This is a genomic window from Amycolatopsis sp. NBC_00438 (assembly GCF_036026695.1).
Lineage (GTDB): Bacteria > Actinomycetota > Actinomycetes > Mycobacteriales > Pseudonocardiaceae > Amycolatopsis.
In genome coordinates, this window is sequence record NZ_CP107923.1 from 4,298,463 (window position 1) to 4,315,292 (window position 16,830).

The window sequence follows — 16,830 nt, forward strand, 5'->3', positions numbered from 1 at the left end:
TCACGCCGGCCGTGGGCGCGAAGCGGCGGCCACCGCCCCGTTTTGTCGCCGTAGCTCGCGCGAGCCATGCGCGCCTCATCGCCGCGGGCGTGCCCTCGCCGGACGCGCACCTCGCCGCCGCCGACGTGCCTTCGCCGGGCGCACCTCGCCGCCGTCGACGTGCCCTCGCCGGGCGCACCTCGCCGCCGTCGACGTGCCCTCGCCGGGCGCGCCTCATCGCCGCTGGCGTGCCTCAGCTCGGCGGCGAACAGCCCGACGAGGTCCGGCTGACCCACCCCGCGCAGCGGGGGCCGACCCGCCACACGGTCCTGATGTCCGCCGCCCGGCTCGCCGCAGCCCTCACGAACCCGACCCGCACGTCGGGGTTGGCCCGGCGTTCCCCAGCGCGATCACTGTGCGCGGTCCCCGGTGAACTCAGTGGCATCGCCTTCTTGTCGCCGCCGTCAACGATGCGACATTGCGTCTTCTCGACGGTCGCAACGAGTGCTACTTTTCTCCTGGTGCAGGTCGTTCCGACCCGAGGAGCCGTGATGCCGCTTTCTCCCAGCGCTCACACCGACTCGTTCTGCCGCGATCGGCTGCCGCCCGAGGCGCAGTGGCCGCGGCTCGTGTTCGACCTGCCGGAGCTGCGTTATCCCGACCGGCTCAACGCCGCCACCGTGCTGCTCGACCACACCGTCGCGCGGCTCGGGCCGGATCGGCCGTGCCTGCGGTCGCCGCGCGAGACGTGGACCTACGGGGACGTGCTCGCGCGCGCCAACCGGATCGCGCACGTGCTCACCGCCGATCTCGGCGTCGTGCCCGGCAACCGCGTGCTGCTGCGCGGGAGCAACACGCCGTGGCTCGCGGCGTGCTGGCTGGGCGTGCTCAAGGCCGGGGCGGTCGCCGTCACGACCATGCCGATGCTGCGCCGCGGCGAGCTCGACAAGATCGTCGAACGCGCGGCGCCCACCGTCGCCCTGTGCGACGAGCGCCTGCTCGACGAGCTGCCGCCCGATCTGCCGGTGGTCGCCTACGGCACCGACCTGGCCGGACGCTGCGCACGGCACCCGGCGACCTTCGACGACGTGCCGACGGCCGCCGACGACGTCGGATTGCTCGCCTTCACCTCCGGCACCACCGGGTCACCGAAAGCGACCATGCACTTCCACCGCGACCTGCTCGCCATCGCCGACACATTCTCCCGGCACGTCCTCAAACCGACCGCGGACGACCTGTTCTGCGGCACCCCTCCCCTCGCGTTCACCTTCGGCCTCGGCGGCCTCCTCGTCTTCCCCTTGCACGCCGGCGCGTCCGTGCTCCTGCTCGAGCGCGCCACCCCGAAGGAGCTGGCCGCGACCGTCGCCGAGCAGGCGGTGACCGTGCTTTTCACCGCGCCAACCGCCTACCGCGCGATCCTCGGTGCCGGCGACGGCCCGCTGCTGGCCGGCGTCCGGCGCGCCGTGTCCGCCGGCGAAGCGCTCCCAGCCGCCGTGGCCGAGCAGTACCGGGAGGTCGTCGGACGGCCCCTCATCGACGGCATCGGCAGCACGGAGATGCTGCACGTGTTCATCTCCGCCGCCGACGACGCGGCCCGCCCGGGCTCGACCGGCACCGTCGTGCCCGGGTTCCGCGCCACCGTGCTCGACTTCGACGGCCGCCCGGTCCCCGACGGGACGCCGGGGCTGCTCGCCGTGCAGGGCCCCACCGGCTGCCGCTACCTCGGCGACCCCCGGCAGGCCGACTACGTCCGCGACGGCTGGAACCTGACCGGCGACACCTACGTCCGCGACGCCGACGGCTACTTCCGGTTCGTCGCCCGCAGCGACGACATGATCGTGTCCTCCGGCTACAACATCGCCGCCCCCGAGGTGGAAGAGGTGCTGCTGACCCACCCGGACGTCGCCGAATGCGCGGTGGTCGGCACCCCCGACCCGGAGCGCGGGTCGGTGGTGACCGCCTTCGTCGTGCCCCGGCCGGGTGCCGAGCCGGGGCCGGACCTCGCGCACGCCCTGCAGGAGCACGCCAAAGCCGTTGCCGCGCCGTACAAGTACCCGCGCCGGGTGCGGTTCGTGGACGCGCTGCCGCGCAACGCGAGCGGCAAGCTCCAGCGCTTCCTGCTGCGCGAAGGGTGATGCGGGCGGTGAACGGGGTGACGGGCCCGCTGCCGAGGTGGGGTGGCGGTGGGCCCGTCACGTTCGTGGGGAACCGGGGACATGTGACCATCGTACCCAGAAAATCGAACACCTGTTCGCGTCCAATCGAGTGGATTCCGGCTACGCAAAGTCAGCGCGGCCCGGCAAAACCGCGCCGTTACGCCACTTCCGAGCGACAAAGAGTCCTCAGTGGACACTAATGGAGCACCGGAAACGTGACACGTGCCCCGGACGGGGCCACGTCACGCACCCGGCAACGTCGGCAGCACACCCCGATGACCGCGAAGACGGCGAGCGGTAAAACTCCTGACACCGCCCTGACCTGGCCTCCGGGACCATCACCCTGGCGCGCCGCGGAGGCGGTGACCGGCCCCGCGGCCCGACCCCATAAAGTCTTCGCGCAGCCATCCGGAGGTGAACGCCAGCGTGCCCGAGGTCGACTACTACGAGGTGCTCGGCGTCCGCCGTGACGCCACGGCGTCCGACGTCAAGACGGCCTACCGCAGGCTCGCCAAGACCATGCACCCGGACGCCGGCGGCACGGTCGGCACGTTCCGGCTGCTCCGCGAGGCCTACGACGTCCTGAGCGACCCCGTCAGCCGCGACCGCTACGACGCGGGCGGCGCCACCGTCGTGCCGGTCCCGGTGCGGCCACGGCCACGGCGGCGCTTCGGCGACGAGCCCGGCTTCGTACCCGACCTGCCCGACCTCGACGCCGAAGACCTGACCTGGTGGCACTTCGCGGGCGAGGACACCCGGATGCGGCACGGCCGGCGCCGCGGGCCCGGGCACACGCCCGTCGTCGTCGCGGTGGGCGGCATGGTGCTGGTGCTGCTGCCGCTGGTCAGCGGGGTCGAGTTCTCGCCGCCGGTGCTGGTCGTCTGGCTCATCCTCACCGCCGGCACCGCGTTGCTGGTGCACCGGCTGGCCCGCGGCTACCTGCGCGCGTCCCGCGCCCGGGACGCCTACGCCGAGGAGTTCGGCGGCCGCACCGTCTTCGGCGCTCCCGGCACCGAGCGCGACGAGCTGGCCGAGCGGCTCACCGCCGAGCTCCTGGAGACCTACCTGACCCGGCTGCCCGGCGCCCGGATCTTCCACGGGCTCGCCTGGCCGGGCTCGGTGTTCGCCGACGTCGACCACGCCGTGCTGTGCGGGAAGCGGCTGGTGCTCATCGAGTCGAAGATCTGGCTGCCCGGGCACTACGAAACCGCCGAGGACGGCCGGCTGCTGCGCAACGGGCGGCCGTTCCGCGGCGGCGGCAGCCGGCTCGCCGAAAGCCTCGCCGCCTACCGCGACCTGCTGCCCGGCGTCGCGCTGCGCGGCGCGATGATCGTGTACCCGAGCCGCAGCGGCGAGCTGACCACAGCGGACCCGGACGATCTGCCCGCTCCGCCGATGACGCCGGAGACGTTCCTGCACGAGATCGGCGAATGGCTCGCCGCCGAACCGTCCACTGTGGACCACGACGCGCTGCGAGCCATGCGTGACCAGGTCGTCGGCGGGGGCGGCCGGGCGGCGTGAGCCCCGCTGCCACCCTCGGCACCGTGCTGCTGGCCTACCTCCCCGCGGCCGTCTCCCCCGGCCCCAACTTCGTCCTCATCGCGCACACGGCGGCGGCCGGGACCCGGCGCACCGCGGTGTCGGTCGCACTCGGCGTCGTCGCCGCGGGCGGGTTGCTGGCCGCAGTCGCCGTCTTCGGGCTGGGTGCGGTGCTGGCGCGCACGCCGTGGCTGGCCACGGCTCTGCGCGTCGTCTGCGGCGCTTACCTGGCGTGGCTCGGGATCCGGCTGTGGCTGCGTGCCCGCGCACCGGAATCCGCGCCGCCCGCGGCTCGCGGCAGTGCGTTCCGCCAGGGCGTCGTCAGCAACCTGACCAACCCGAAGGCCGCCGCGTTCTTCGGCAGCGTGCTCACCGCGACGCTCCCGCCGAGCGAACCGGTGGGGATCAAGGTCGCGGCGGTCGCGCTGATCGTCGCCGCGTCGGCCGTCTGGCACCTGTCAGTGGCGCTGCTGTTCTCGGCCCCGGCCACCCAACGCTGGTACGAACACGCGAAACCGGCCCTGAACCGCGTCGTGGGCACGATCCTGGTCGTCCTCGGTGTCGCCCTGGCCGTAACGCCGTGAAGGCCACCTTGAGGGACTCAGAGTCCCTCAAGGAGGCCTTCACGGACCTTCGAGGACTACCGGACGCCGCCCGACGCGCGCTGCTTCTGCGCGTGCGCGGACCGGGTGCAGACTTCACCGACGTCGACCGTCTGGCCGCGGTCGGCGAAGACGTCCGCCACACCGACGAGCTGGCCCTTCGGCGACGTGCAGGTCAGCTGGTAGGCCTCCTTCGTGCCGTAGGTCGGCGGGATCGGCGACGAGAACGAGACGTCCCCGGTCCAGTCGTCGACGGCGTTCGGGTCGGCCTGGTCGTAGTTGACCACCACGGCCTTGTAGTCGCCGGCCGGTGGGTCGAACAGCACGGCGTGCTCGGACGTCGTGCCGCCGTTCGCCGACGAGCTGACCAGGTTGCCGGCCGAGTCGTAGATGAACAGGTCCCAGTCGGTCGACGTGCCGGCCCAGTTGATGTTGACGCTGAACTTCCCGTTGTCCACCTTCGGCAGGCCGTCGACGTGGAAGGTGAACGAGTCACCCGCGGTGTCGGCCGGGTAGTTCTGGTTGATCGGCGGCACCCCGGCCGGGTTCGTCACCGCGTAACCCTGCTGCGCCGGGCCCTGCGGGTCACGCCCGTAGCGGCCGGCGACGTAGGGGCGCGTCGACGGGTTGACCGACCACGCGAACCGCCCACCGGTGGTGGTGAACTTCGAGTTCAGGTCGTCGGTGTAGTAGATCGGCGGCTTGGTGGTGCCGTCGGCCTGGATCACCGGCGACGTCGGCGTCTGGAACGTCTTGTGCAGCTTGAGCTGGTAACCCTTCGGGGCCGAACCGATCAGCGTCGAGTGCTGCTGCGGGTCGGCGGCGTTGCCCAGCTGGTCCAGCAGCGCCTGGCGGTTGCCGCCCTTGCCCGCGCCGGTGGCCGGCGCGAGGCCTTCGTACTCCGCCACCACGCTGTCGGCGTAGGGGCCGTGGAAGCCGTTGCCGCCGACCTCGATGGTGAAGCCCCAGCCGCCGGTGGCCCAGTACGACCAGTCTTCGGTGGTGCCGGTGGTGTCGTAGAGCGCCCAGCTCGGCTCGCTCGTGTAGCCGTTGCGCGACGCCATCTTGTCGCCGAGGGCCTTGTAGGCCGGCTCCTCGAGCGGCGGGCGGACGTCGGCCACACCCGGCGGACGCAGCACCAGCGCGGCGACGGTGTGCATCGTCATCAGGTTGGTCACCTGGCGCGAGGACACGATCGAGCGCACGTTGCGGACCTCGGGCTCGCTGAACGGCGCGGACCCGCGGAAGGTGTCACCGCTCCAGGCCACCTCGGCGCCGTTGCCGCCCCAGAAGCCGCCGTAGTTGCGGTTCGGGTCGGTGCCGCGGATCCGACCGCCCGGGTTGGCCTTGCACACGCCGGTCGCGAACTGCGGCGGCGAGTCGTTGACGTTGCAGTTCTTGCGCTTCATTTCATAGTCGAAGCGGCTGAAGTCACCCTTCGGCTCGGCTTCGCGGGAGATCTCGAAGCCGTCCGGGTTGATGATCGGCACGACGATGTTGCGGGTCTTGCCGACCAGGCTGCGGATCGCGGGGTCGTGCGAGTAGCCGTTGATGAGCTCGTACGCCCACTCCATGACGTGCTCGCCGGCCGGCCACTCCCGGGCGTGGTGCACGCCCATGGTGAAGTTCACCGGCTTGCCGTCGGTGATGTTCTTGACGTCGGTGGCGATCTCGACGCCGACGACGTCGCGGCCTTCCCAGGTCGACTCCGGCATGGTGAACGCCGAGACGAGGCCGGGGTTCTTGCGGGCCAGCTCCTTCATCTCGTAGTTGTAGTCGTAGAGGTGCCGGTAGGCGGTGCGCCCGGAGGGCAGCGCCGAGGCGGCGGTCTTCGCCGCGTACTGGCGGTCGGTCTTCGCGTCCTGCACCGACTTCGCGGACAGGTCGGCGTCGATCACCTTCGAGGTGAAGCCGCTGTCCTTGAGGGTCTTGCGGTCGGAGTCGTTCGCGAGGACGACCTCGACGCCGGTCGCGTCACCCTTCTCGGTGACGTCGAGGCCGAGGCCGGTCAGCTTGTTCTTGTCGGCGCGCGTCGGCGTGTCGACGCGGACCAGCTGCGCTTTCTGCGCGGTGGTCGGCGTGCCCTGCGGGGTCAGCGCCAGGAAGTCGACGCCGAGCTGGACCTGGCCGGCCGAGCCGCCGTAGCGGCAGCCCTGGACGACGAGCTGCTGACCCTTCTTCACGAAGCTTTCGGCGAGTTCGTGGGACCGCAACGCCGTCGAAGCGGCGACGACACCGCCGGTCACCTTGTCGAACACGGCGACGTCCCAGTCACCCTCGGCGCCCGACGTCGCCTTCAGCCGGGCCTGGACCAGACCGTCCACAGTGGACGTTAGGTCGCGGCGATCGGTGCCCGAAGTACCCTTGGGCTGCAGTTTCGCGAAGCACGAGCGGGCGACCGACTTGTCGGCACGCAGGATGTTCTGCGCCGCGCCGGCGGTGCCGGCCGGCAGCGCGACGAACGTGCCGGCCAGCGCGATGGCCGAAGCCAGCAGCACCAGCCGTCTTGGTGAATTCCCCACGGGAAAAGACCTCCTTGACCGAGGCCGGCACAGTAAGGACGTACCGGTAGCGAGTGACCGTAATGGACGAAAACCGGCCGGGGTAACCGCCGTAAGTCGTACTGCTTTCACCCGTTCTTCACACAGACGGCCGCGCAAAAGGACATTTCACCGGGAGTTCAACCACCGATCGGCTACTGTCGGTTCATGGTCACGGTCCCTGCGCGACGGACGTCCGTCGCGGTCTCGCTGGCGGGTGTCGCCGCGCTCGTGATGGGCGCCGCGATGGTGCTGTTGCTGCAGGTCATCCCGCCGACCGACCAGATCAGCGCGACCCGCCGCACGATCAGCGAGTACGGCCTGTCGGATCACAAGTGGGTGTTCGACATCGCGGTGGTCCTGGTGGCGTCCGGCTCGGCCGCGGGGCTCGCGGTGCTGGCCGGCCAACGCCGGCTGCCCGTGGCCGCGGCGATCCTGGGAGCACTGTGGACGATCGGCCTGCTGGTGATCGTGGCGTTCCCGAAGCCGGACTGGGCGACGGTCTCCCGCTCGGACTTCGGCGGCACCCTGCACCGCGTCGCGAGCGTGGTGGCGTTCGTCGCGCTGCCGCTGGCGGTGCTGATCGCTTCGCGCACGGCGTTCCCGGCGTCCTCCGGCCGGCGGTGGGTCGCGCGTGTGCTGGCGATCGCGTCCCTGGGCTGGTTCGCGGTGATCCTGGGCGCGGTCGTGGTGGCCGCGGCCGAGGGCGGGCGGTGGTGGACGCTGATCCCGCTGGGGCTGGTGGAACGCGGGATGGCGGTGACGGAGCTGATCGCGCTGGGCGTGTTGCTGGCGCCGGCGGGCGAGCGCTCACGGGAGTAACCACCGGTCCGGCCCTTGTCCGGTTCCGGCCGGGCGGTGGACAGTGACGAGGTGGACGAAACCGGGCAGCTGTCCCTGACGCCGCGCGAGCTGGCCGGGCGGGAGCGCATGGCCGCCCTGCTTGCTGCCGTGCGCAGCGGTGACACGGCGGCGCGAGCCGAGGTACTGGCCGCTGCCCGGCCCGTCATCGGGGTCGTCGTCCGGGCTTCCGGCCTCGACGACTGGGCTGTCGTCCAGGCCATCGCTGCGGAACTCGCACGGGAGATCGAACGCTTCGACAACGAAGACGCGGTTCTGGACTGGCTCATCGTGGCGGTGGCCCAGGCGAAGTCGCGGCACGAACCAAGGTCGGCGCAGCAGATCCCGCCAGACGACAGCCCCGGCTTACCGTTGTCGAGCCGGGAGAAGCGGTTCCTGAGGGCTTTGACTTCGTCCCGCACCTACGACGCCGTCGCCGAAGAACTCCGGATTCCGGTCGGCAGCATCGGCCCATATCGGGTCCGCGTGTACCGCAAGCTCCGGCGGCTGCTGGAAACCGAACATGTTCCCGAACCCCGCGCCAACCTCGAAGCCGCGCTGCGCAGCCACTCCCCCGCGCCCGCTTCCCGTGCACCACGGCGCGGCCTGCTCCACTTCCTCGGGCTGACGACACCGGCGCCGACACCTCCGACACGCCCCGCTGACCGGACGATCGTGGCAGTCCGGGACGTCACCGGCGCCGGGCGGGACGTGCTTCGTGAACTCGATGTCGTGCTGACCATGACTCGCGAGGGCGAGGGCCTGGCATGACCGAGCAGGCGCCGTCCCTGACCGACGAGTGGCTCGGCATGCAGGTGCTGGGCCACGTCCGCGACCTGTACAAAGACCACCCCGATACGGCCGACCGCGTCCTGGCCCTGGTGGAACTGCGGTTGCAGCAGCGCTTCGACGCCGAGACGGCGGAGAACCGGCACCGGCGCAAGTTGGAGTGGGCGTGGTTCGGGTTCCGCGTGGCGTCCGCGCTTCTCGGCTTCGGAGCGCTCGTGGTCTTCGCGCTCGTCGCCGTGCAGTTCATCGGGCACGGCGCGCCCGTCGAAGCCGGCGTCTCGCTCGGCGCCGGGGCGGTGTCGGTCGTGGCGATCTTCGTCACCGGGCGGGCCGCCGGGCCGCTGTTCGCTCCGCGGACTCCGCCGGACAAGGAGTAACGCTTAGCGGATCCGTTCGTGCAATGCGGCCATCCGGGCGTCCAAGTCCGCCGCGGTCGCAGCGGCCGCCGACAGTTCGCCCGCGAAGTCCGGGGGGACGCTGTCGCGGTACTTGTACGACAGCTTGTGCTCGACCGCCGCCCAGAAGTCCATCGCGATGGTGCGCAACTGGACCTCCACCTTGACCTTCTCGACCCGGTCGGACAGGAATACCGGGATGCGCACGATCAGGTGCAGGCTGCGGTAGCCGTTGGCCTTGGGGCGGGCGATGTAGTCCTTAGTGCGCAGCAGTTCGACGTCGTCCTGGGCGGTCAGCATGCGGGCCACCGCGAAGACGTCGTCGACGAACGGGCAGACCACGCGGATGCCGGCGATGTCGTCGAGCGCGCGGGCGGCGGAGACCCAGTCGCTGCCCAGGCCGCGGCGGTGCACCTTCTCCTTGATCGCCTCCGGCCGCTTGACCCGGCTCGTGATGTGCTCGATCGGGTCGTGCCGGTGGACGAAGTCGAACTCCTCGCTGAGGATCCGCAGTTTCGTCATCAGTTCTTCGATGGCGAACTTGTACATCAGCAGGAAACGCGGGAGCTGCCCGGCGACGGCGAGCTCTTCGGCCGCCTCGCTCAAAGAAGCGTGCTCGGCCGCCGGATCGGTGGTCACTGAACCCTCGTCGTAGGAGTCGTCGGTCATTTCCGCGCATCACATTACTGCGCTTCACCCGATCAACGGGCGGCGACGGGCCGGAGTTCCCGCCGGTCACCGGATCGTGGGGCCCGCCGGGCCCGCGTGGGCCCGGCGGGACGCCGTCAGCGGGGAGCCACCTCGACGCTCCAGTCGCCGTAGCCGTACGGCGGCGTCACGACGTAGACCGTCGTGTCACCCACGGCCGTCCACCCGCCCAGCACGCGGAGCACGTAGTTCCCGACGCCGACCTGCTTGAAGGTCGCGACGCCCTGCGCGTCGGTCTGGGTGATCGCGACGGGGTGGACGCCGTCCTCGGTCAGCACGACCTTGGTCTTCGCCAGGCCCTCCCCCGCGTCGACCCGGCCGTTGTGGTTCTTGTCGGCCCACACCTGGCCCTTGGCGTCGGCCTTCAGCCCGGGCACCTTGGCGTTCGTGAACACGTACGGGGCGCCCAGCGTCTTGCCGTCGTCGAAGTAGCAGTCGAGACCGGTGACGCCGTAGTAGCCGGCCGCCTGCGGCACCTTGCCCGACACCGTCAGGACGACCCGCTGCCCCACCGCCAGCTGCCCGGCCGGGTGCTCGGGGGCGAAGGCGCCCCACTGGGCGTTCGGGACGGCGATCGCCCGGCCGAAACCGCCCGGGTCGCAGCCGGCGAAGAGGCCGGTGAGCGGCCGGTCGCCGGTGTTGGTGAGGGTGACCGTCGCCTTCGCGGTCTCGCCGACCGCGTAACTCGCCTTGTCCAGCACGATGGCCGCCGTCAGGCTCTCGCTGAGCGGGCGGACGCCCTGGACCTCGAGGGCGGTGTTCGCACCACTGCCGTCCAGCCGCAGCGGCGGCAGGTACGGCAGCTGCCAGTTGTCCGGCACCTTCACGAAGTACAGGGAGTAGCCCGGCCCGACCGGCAGCCCGTCGAACGCGAACCGCCCGGCGGCGTCGGTGACCGCGACCAGGTCGTGCGTCATACCGCGGCCGATCAGGTGGGCTTCGACGCCGGCCAGGTCTTCGCCCGGGGACGGCTTCCCGTCCCGGTCGCGGTCGCCGTAGACGTGGCCGGCGACGCGGTCGATCGTGTCCGCCGGCACCACCGGGACGGTGACCACCGTGCGGTTGTCGTTCGAGTCGACGTCTTCGGTGTCGAACACGTCGAACTCCACCACGGCATCGCCCGGGTTGCTGTAGCTGACCGTGGCGGGCAGGTGGTAGGTCCGGGTCTCCCCCGGCGCGAACGTCGTGCGCGGGCCCGAGAACTGCAGGTCGCCCCACGCCTGGTCCGGGATCGAGAGGTACGGCCCGGACTGCTGGGAGGTGGCCGCCCAGACGTCGGTGGCAGGCGCGTCGCCGGTGTTGGTGATCGTCAGGTCGATCGGGACGGTGTCCCCCGGCAGCCAGCGGCCCTGCCCCGCGACCACCGTGATCGCGAGGTTCGGGCCGGTGCCGGCGGCGGCGGGTGTGGCGGCGGCGATGGTGAGCGCCGCGGTCAGCACGCAGGCAGCGCGAGCCGACCGGGCGAATCTGCCCGTTTTCATGGTGGATCCCCCTTTTTCGTCTGTCGAAGCCGAAACTAGGACGCGCCGGGACGGTCCGGCAGCACGGAACATTCCGGGCCGGCGGCGGGACAACCGCGGAGCCCGCTGGGGCGTGATACGGGATTCAGGACGCGCCGAACAGCCGGTCGAGCCGGTAGTCGACGAGCGCCGCGGCCTGCTCGTCCGTGTAGGCGCCGACCAGGATGCCGGAGACGAGGCCCGCGGCCATCGTCGCGAGGGTGTCCGCTTCCCGTTCGGCGTCGAGGTCCGCCGGGACGCCGTTCTTGCCCTGCGCCAAGCGGATCTGGTCCGCGAGGCCTCGAACCAGGTGCGGCAGCAGGGCTTCCTGGTCCGGCTGCCGGCTGCCGCGGGTGACGTCGACGGCGAAGTAGGCGATCTGGACCGCGCAGAGCGTGCGGCTGCGCTCGTCGGACGGCAGCACGCCGGCCAGGTACGCCCGCACGACCGCGCGTTCGTCGCCGGTGCCGAGCGCCGCGACGATCCCGCCCGTGGCGCGCTCGGCGCTCAGCTCGGCCATCCGCTCCCAGGCGAACCGGAGCATGTCCTCCTTGGCCGGGAAGTAGTACTGCACCAGGTTCATCGAGATCCCGGCCTCGGCGGCGACCGCACGCAGCGTCACAGCGGCCAGGCCCCGGGTGGCGGCGATCCGGTACAGCGCTTCCGCGATTTCGCGCCGGCGCTGCTGATGGTCGACGCGTTTCGGCACGCGGTCACTCTCCCACAGGCCACCAGCTCGGCAGTCGCGGGTACCCGCCGTTATCGTGCGCTTGCACCATAAACCTGGGGAGGGTTTGACCGGTCGGGGAGTTCAGGGACCGGAAGACCGGAACGCGGTACCTGGCCGCCTACTTACCACCGCCGGCGCTGTTCACCGACGACGAGCCGCGTGCCGACGAGGCTGCTCTTGGGCGCGCGCAGCGTGATCCACCCCGCGCGCGAGGTCGAGCAGCGGGTGACACGCTCAACCCGCTGCTCGACGTCGAAGTCGTGCCGCGCACGACTGCGGACCGGCGGATGCCGGGCTAGAACTCCGCCAGCTGCGGCACGGCCGGGGCCATGCCGTCGATCCAGGCGGCCGGCGATCCCGTGGTCGGCGTGATGATGGCCGTCTGGATGCCGAGCTTCGCGTAGTCGGCCATGCTGCGGACGAAGTCGTCGCGGGTTTCCGGCGACGGACGCGGGTTGTTGGCGAGGATCGTCTTGCGGATCTCGTCGTAGTCGCGGCCGACGGTGTCGCAGTGCCCGCGCAGCACGTCCAGCTTGTGCGCGACGTCCTCGGGCGAGGACGCGAAGAGGTTGCAGGCGTCGCCGTACTGCGCCACCAGCCGCAGGGTCTTGCGCTCGCCGCTGCCGCCGATGAGCACCTTGGGGCGGTTGATCGGCTGCGGCGAGCAGAGCGTCTCGGCCAGCTGGTAGTGCTTGCCTTCGAACGGCCCGTTGTTCTCCGGGTCCCACATCTGCGCGGCGATGCGCAGGGTCTCCTCCAGCCGCTCGAAGCGCTCGGCGACCGGCGGGTACGGCACGCCCATGCCGTGGTGCTCACGCTCGAACCACGCGGCGCCGATCCCGAGCGCGGCCCGGCCGCCCGAGAGGACGTCGAGGGTGGTGACGATCTTCGCGAGCAGGCCGGGGTGGCGGTAGGTCACGCCGGTGACGAGCAGGCCGAGCTCGATCCGGGACGTGTGGGCGGCGAGGAAGCCGAGGGTCGTGTAGCCCTCGAGCATGTTGGACTCGGCGGGGAGGCCGGTCGGCTCGATCTGGAAGTAGTGGTCCATGAAGGACAACCAGGTCGCACCGGCCTCCTCCGCCGCGGTGCCCACGCGGGCGAGCTCGCCCGCGATAGCGGTCGTCCCGCCTTCGATGTCGAAGATGGGAAGGTGAAAACCGAGCTCCATGAGACTTTTCTCCTGACGTGCGGTCGGCGTACCCGTCACGTTAGGACCTGGAGCGCGCTCCAGGGCAAGTCCCGGGTTTCAGCGGAGCCGTTCGACCAGGTCCGTCGCGATCCGCCGTTCGACGGCCGCCGGGACCGGCTGGACCGCCGGGGCCAGCCCGCCGCCGCACACCGCCGCGAGGCTGCGCACCTGCAGCGTGAGGCCGAGATCCATGGCCTGGATGGAGTTCCCGTTGGCGGCGGTCAGGTTGAGCATCCGGCCGTGGTCGAGGACGACGATCTCGCGGCCATCGGTCAGCACGTGCCCGGTGCGACGGCCGGGTTCGCCGTACTCGATCGTGCGCACGGTCGCCGTCCGCAGCGCCTCGGCGTCGATCTCCCAGGCGAAGTGGCCGACGCCGGCGAGCACCGCGCCGTCGGCCAGCGCGGCCAGCTCGGCCGCGCCGACGACGCCGGGAGCGCCGGTCGCGGTGAAGACCGCTCGGGCGTCTTCGACCACCTCCTCGGCGGTTCCGACGCGATGACCGTCCAAAATGGCCTGAAGCGCCCGCATCGGATCGGTGTCGCACACGGCGACCCGCGCACCGAGCCGCGCGAGGGTGTCCGCGACACCCTTGCCGCACGGCCCGTACCCGAGCACCGCGGCGCGCATCCCCGGCACCATCAGGTTGGTGGCGTTGAGAAACCCCTGCACGACACTCTGGCCGACGCCGAACTCGTTCGCCACCAGGAGTTTCAGCCGCGAGTCGTTGATCACGACGACGGGGTGGGCGACGCCGCGCGGCCGCTCCCGCAGCCGGAGTCCCCCGGTCGTCGTCTCCTCGGTGCCGCCGAGATAGTCCGCGGGCGTCCCGGATTCGAGCCGCGACAAGGTGAGATCGGCGCCGTTGTCGAGGGTGAGGTCCGGCCCGCTTTCGAGGACTTTCGCGACGTTGCGGGCGTGGTCGGCGTCGTCGTCGGCGCGGCGGGTGTGCACCTTCACGCCGATCGCGCGCAGGTCGTCGGCGACGTCGTCGTGGGTCGTGCCGGGCGAGCCGGTGAGGGTGACGTCGACCCCGGCGCGGGCCAGGAGCGTGACGAGCGCGCCGGTCTTGGGCTCGACGTGCAGGCACATCGCGAGCCGCCGCCCGGCGAGCAGCGCCTCGTGGTCCTCGACGGCGGCGGCGGTCAGCGGCATGTGCTTGAGCGCCCAGCCGATGGCAGGCAGAGTCATGGCTTTCCTTACGGTTGACGAAGTTCACCGCCGGAGGCGGTGCGAAGGGCCCGGAGCGGGACCGGTCAACCGTAGAAATCGCAGCGGTAGGAGTGGTCGCCGAAGATCGGCGCCACGAGTTCCCGTCCGCTGCTCACGTCGTCAAGCTATCAGCGCAGGGCGGTGACCAGGAAGTCCGTCACTTCGGCGGGCCCGCCGTCGCCGGTGGTCACCGGGTCGCCCGCCGCGCGCAGGCGGTTCGCGTACTCCGCCGACTTCCGGCCGCCGGCGAGCAGGAACGGCGGGGCGCCCGGGCCCGCGTAGGTCAGCGGGCTCGCCGCGCGCAAGGTGGCCGGCGCCCGGCCCAGGGCGAGCAGGATCGACGCGCGCGTGACCGCGTCCACGCCGGTGAAATCCGTGAAGTCGGCCGGAGCGGCGACCGCTGCCACCGCGTGGACCGTGCTGGGGACCCCGGCGTACTGGCCGGTGTCGAAACCCGGCGCCGTGCCGAGGAGGGCCGCCAGGGTGCCGCCCGTGCCGATCCCCCAGGCCGCGATGCGGGCCGGGTCGAGGTGCAACGCCGTCGCGTTGGCCGTGAGGAAGCGGACCGCGCACTTGGCGTCGGTGAGCGCGGCCGGCCACGGCGCGGCGGGCGCGAGCCGGTAGTCGATCGCGGCGACCGCCACGCCGCGGGCCGTCAGCGCGTCCCGGACGGCGGTGAACCGCGGGCCGTCGAGCAGCGCGCCCGGGCCCGCGGGTTTGCGGTTGCCGAGGAACAGGCCGCCGCCGTGCAGGTAGAGCACCACCGGCGCGGGCGCCGCGGACGTCTTGGGCTGGTAGACGTCCATGGCCAGGGGGATCCCGGCCGGGCGGCAGTACTCGACCGTGCCCGAAGCGCCGTCGAGCAGGGTCGAGGCGTTCGTGCCGGTGACGCCGTCGCCCGCGGCGACCGCCCCGGCCGTGCCGGTCGCGAGGACCAGCAGGAGCACGGGGAACAGCACGATCCACGCCGACACGCGCCGCAGCGCGGACGGCCGCGGGTGCGCCCGCCGCCGGGCGACCACCAGCAGCCCGAACAGGGCGATGACCTGCAGCGCGGCGACCACGTAGTCGGTGAAGCCGACCACCGTGTCCGCCGGCTGCCACGGGTCGAACCGCGCCAGCAGCCCGAGCGGGCGGCTGACCACCCACAGCGCGAGCGCCACGGCCGCGGTCAGGGCCGCGAACCGGGCGGTCTTGCGCGTGGGCCAGCCGACGACGGCGGCCACGGCGACGATTTCGACGGCCGCGAAGACGCCGAACAACATGGCGTAGAGCTGCCAGATCCGCCAGAGCGCGGGCACCGCGGCGGCCGTCGTCACCGCGCCGCTCAAGGCGGCCAGCGAGGCTGTGACCAGCAGCGCACCGCGTCGCAGGGGTGGCGTGGGGTCGTACCGGGCGGTCGCCGACGGCGGACGTGCCCGCTGCCGGTCGACCGCTGTCATGACCCCAGTGTCACCCCGGACGGCGCGCGGCGGCCACCGCACCACTGAACCGTGTCGGCTCTTCGATCACGGGTAATGCCCCTTTGGATCGCCTGTGATCGGAGCGGCATCACGTGTGGTTGGGGGGGTCGACACGCCGGCTTGCGCCGGACCCGTTCTCGCGGACTGTCGAGGCGGGGGTTATGCGTAGCAGGCGGCGAGTGCGCCGAACGCGGCTTTCGGTTCCCACGGCAGGCCCGGGTACGTCTCCCCCGAGCCTTCCTCCAGGACCTTCACCACACCCCAGCTCGCCATGTCGAGGTCTTCGCGGGGCGACGGGCGGTACACCAGGCCGTAACAGACGAAAGTGCACGCGAACGCCGCGTCGACGCCCTCCGTCGTGAACACCTCCAGCAGCTCGCGCAGGTACCTCGCCTGCTCCTCCTCGTCGCGGACGTAGTCGCCGTTCAGCCGGACCGGGACGTCGCCGTCGTATTCGAGGATCGCGCCGCTGCGGGCGCCGAGGTCGGCCGCGCCGCGGTAGGCCGTGCAGCCGAACTCCGTGATGGCCACCGGCTTGCCCGCCGCGACCAGGGTGCGGATGCCTTCCCGGTAGATGTGCTCGACCTCCTTCGAGCGGTGCGCGTCGACCGAGACGATGTCGAACGGCGTCCAGTCGACGCGTTCCAGCGGCACCGACGCGTAGGTGATCCGGCCGCCGAAGCGCGCTCGGACGACCTCGACCGCGCGGGCCAGGAAGTCGTTGACCCGGGCGGGAAGTCCGGCCAGCGCTCGCAGAGATTCCGGGGATCGCGCGAATAATCCCGCGGTGCGTTCCGGGAGGCTGTCGCCCGGCAGGAAGCCGTGGTTGAACAGGCTCAGCTCGGCGCCGGTGACGAACACGATCCCGGCACCTGCCGCGCGGAGGCGCTCGGCCCGCTCGGCGCCGTCGGCGAGCTGCTCGAGGATCTCCTCCGGCTGCCGGTCCCAGGGGAACGGCGAGAACCACACCTCCAGCCCGAGGGCGGCCGCTTCCCGCGCGGCGAACTCGATCCGGTCCAGGTCCGTGCCGAACAGGCGGACGGCCGTGCAGTGCAGGTCGTCGCGGATGATCGTCAGCTCCCGCCGGACCAGCTCGGGTTCGAAGGGACGGCGGATGGTGCCGCCGACCGCCATTCCGGTGTCGTAACCGATGCCGTTGGCTCGCATAGAGGTGCCCTCCAGGAAAAAT

General features: G+C 71.7%; 14 protein-coding genes. 6 read left to right on the plus strand and 8 right to left on the minus strand.

Translation table 11 applies throughout. The features are described 5' to 3' along the window. Positions 1–530 precede the first annotated feature (530 nt). The 3 genes from OG494_RS18865 (at position 531) to OG494_RS18875 (ending at position 4,258) form a co-directional block, all read left to right on the plus strand. The gene (locus OG494_RS18865; protein ID WP_328457453.1) at positions 531–2,114 is read left to right on the plus strand and encodes an AMP-binding protein; all 1,584 of its coding nucleotides are present in this window, start codon (positions 531–533) and stop codon (positions 2,112–2,114) included. A 447-nt stretch (positions 2,115–2,561) separates the two neighbouring features. Beyond that, complete coding sequence (locus OG494_RS18870; RefSeq protein WP_328457455.1) at positions 2,562–3,656, plus strand: J domain-containing protein; 1,095 nt, start codon at positions 2,562–2,564, stop codon at positions 3,654–3,656. Further along, positions 3,653–4,258, plus strand: a complete 606-nt coding sequence (locus OG494_RS18875) for a LysE family translocator (protein WP_328457457.1) — start codon at positions 3,653–3,655, stop codon at positions 4,256–4,258. The genes OG494_RS18870 and OG494_RS18875 overlap by 4 nt, the downstream gene beginning before the upstream one ends. 56 nt (positions 4,259–4,314) lie before the next feature. On the opposite strand, the gene OG494_RS18880 is transcribed toward OG494_RS18875, so the two are convergent. Continuing rightward, a complete protein-coding gene (locus OG494_RS18880; protein WP_328458972.1) occupies positions 4,315–6,774 on the minus strand; it encodes a M14 family zinc carboxypeptidase in 2,460 nt (819 codons plus the stop codon). Between the two features lie 210 nt (positions 6,775–6,984). Between OG494_RS18880 and OG494_RS18885 the strand changes: the two genes are divergently transcribed. The 3 genes from OG494_RS18885 to OG494_RS18895 all read left to right on the plus strand — a co-directional run bounded on the left by OG494_RS18885 (position 6,985) and on the right by OG494_RS18895 (position 8,822). Continuing rightward, entirely contained in the window at positions 6,985–7,638 is a 654-nt protein-coding gene (locus OG494_RS18885) for a DUF998 domain-containing protein (RefSeq protein WP_328457459.1), read from the plus strand. 108 nt (positions 7,639–7,746) lie between these two features. Continuing rightward, a complete protein-coding gene (locus OG494_RS18890) occupies positions 7,747–8,427 on the plus strand; it encodes a hypothetical protein (RefSeq protein ID WP_328457461.1) in 681 nt (226 codons plus the stop codon). Next, on the plus strand, positions 8,424–8,822 hold the full coding sequence (locus OG494_RS18895) for a hypothetical protein (protein ID WP_328457463.1): 399 nt from the start codon (positions 8,424–8,426) through the stop codon (positions 8,820–8,822). Before OG494_RS18890 ends, OG494_RS18895 begins: the two co-directional genes overlap by 4 nt. A gap of 3 nt (positions 8,823–8,825) precedes the next feature. Here the strand turns inward: OG494_RS18895 and OG494_RS18900 are convergent, their stop codons facing one another. From OG494_RS18900 to OG494_RS18930, 7 genes are all read right to left on the minus strand, one after another. Then, on the minus strand, positions 8,826–9,479 hold the full coding sequence (locus OG494_RS18900; RefSeq protein ID WP_326951492.1) for a GTP pyrophosphokinase: 654 nt from the start codon (positions 9,477–9,479) through the stop codon (positions 8,826–8,828). Between the two features lie 146 nt (positions 9,480–9,625). Beyond that, the gene (locus tag OG494_RS18905; protein ID WP_328457465.1) at positions 9,626–11,029 is read right to left on the minus strand and encodes a hypothetical protein; all 1,404 of its coding nucleotides are present in this window, start codon (positions 11,027–11,029) and stop codon (positions 9,626–9,628) included. Positions 11,030–11,153: 124 nt separating this feature from the next. Next, entirely contained in the window at positions 11,154–11,756 is a 603-nt protein-coding gene (locus OG494_RS18910) for a TetR/AcrR family transcriptional regulator (protein ID WP_328457467.1), read from the minus strand. Positions 11,757–12,072: 316 nt separating this feature from the next. Continuing rightward, a complete protein-coding gene (locus OG494_RS18915; protein ID WP_328457469.1) occupies positions 12,073–12,945 on the minus strand; it encodes an LLM class F420-dependent oxidoreductase in 873 nt (290 codons plus the stop codon). A 78-nt stretch (positions 12,946–13,023) separates the two neighbouring features. Continuing rightward, entirely contained in the window at positions 13,024–14,157 is a 1,134-nt protein-coding gene (locus tag OG494_RS18920; protein WP_328457471.1) for an adenosylhomocysteinase, read from the minus strand. 149 nt (positions 14,158–14,306) lie between these two features. Further along, positions 14,307–15,620: an alpha/beta hydrolase gene (locus tag OG494_RS18925; protein WP_328457474.1), complete on the minus strand. Its 1,314-nt coding sequence runs from the start codon at positions 15,618–15,620 to the stop codon at positions 14,307–14,309. A 180-nt stretch (positions 15,621–15,800) separates the two neighbouring features. Continuing rightward, positions 15,801–16,808 carry a hypothetical protein gene (locus OG494_RS18930; RefSeq protein ID WP_328457476.1) on the minus strand — a complete coding sequence of 336 codons (1,008 nt, stop codon included), beginning with the start codon at positions 16,806–16,808 and terminating at the stop codon, positions 15,801–15,803. Between the last annotated feature and the right edge of the window lie 22 nt (positions 16,809–16,830).

Bases quoted from the DNA above. Each gene is read 5' to 3' on its own strand.
- OG494_RS18865 (WP_328457453.1), top strand. From the start codon at position 531: ATGCCGCTTTCTCCCAGCGCTCACACCGACTCGTTCTGCCGCGATCGG.
- OG494_RS18885 (WP_328457459.1), top strand. From the start codon at position 6,985: ATGGTCACGGTCCCTGCGCGACGGACGTCCGTCGCGGTCTCGCTGGCG.
- OG494_RS18890 (WP_328457461.1), top strand. From the start codon at position 7,747: ATGGCCGCCCTGCTTGCTGCCGTGCGCAGCGGTGACACGGCGGCGCGA.
- OG494_RS18895 (WP_328457463.1), top strand. From the start codon at position 8,424: ATGACCGAGCAGGCGCCGTCCCTGACCGACGAGTGGCTCGGCATGCAG.
- OG494_RS18905 (WP_328457465.1), bottom strand. From the start codon at position 11,029: ATGAAAACGGGCAGATTCGCCCGGTCGGCTCGCGCTGCCTGCGTGCTG.
- OG494_RS18915 (WP_328457469.1), bottom strand. From the start codon at position 12,945: ATGGAGCTCGGTTTTCACCTTCCCATCTTCGACATCGAAGGCGGGACG.
- OG494_RS18920 (WP_328457471.1), bottom strand. From the start codon at position 14,157: ATGACTCTGCCTGCCATCGGCTGGGCGCTCAAGCACATGCCGCTGACC.
- OG494_RS18925 (WP_328457474.1), bottom strand. From the start codon at position 15,620: ATGACAGCGGTCGACCGGCAGCGGGCACGTCCGCCGTCGGCGACCGCC.
- OG494_RS18930 (WP_328457476.1), bottom strand. From the start codon at position 16,808: ATGCGAGCCAACGGCATCGGTTACGACACCGGAATGGCGGTCGGCGGC.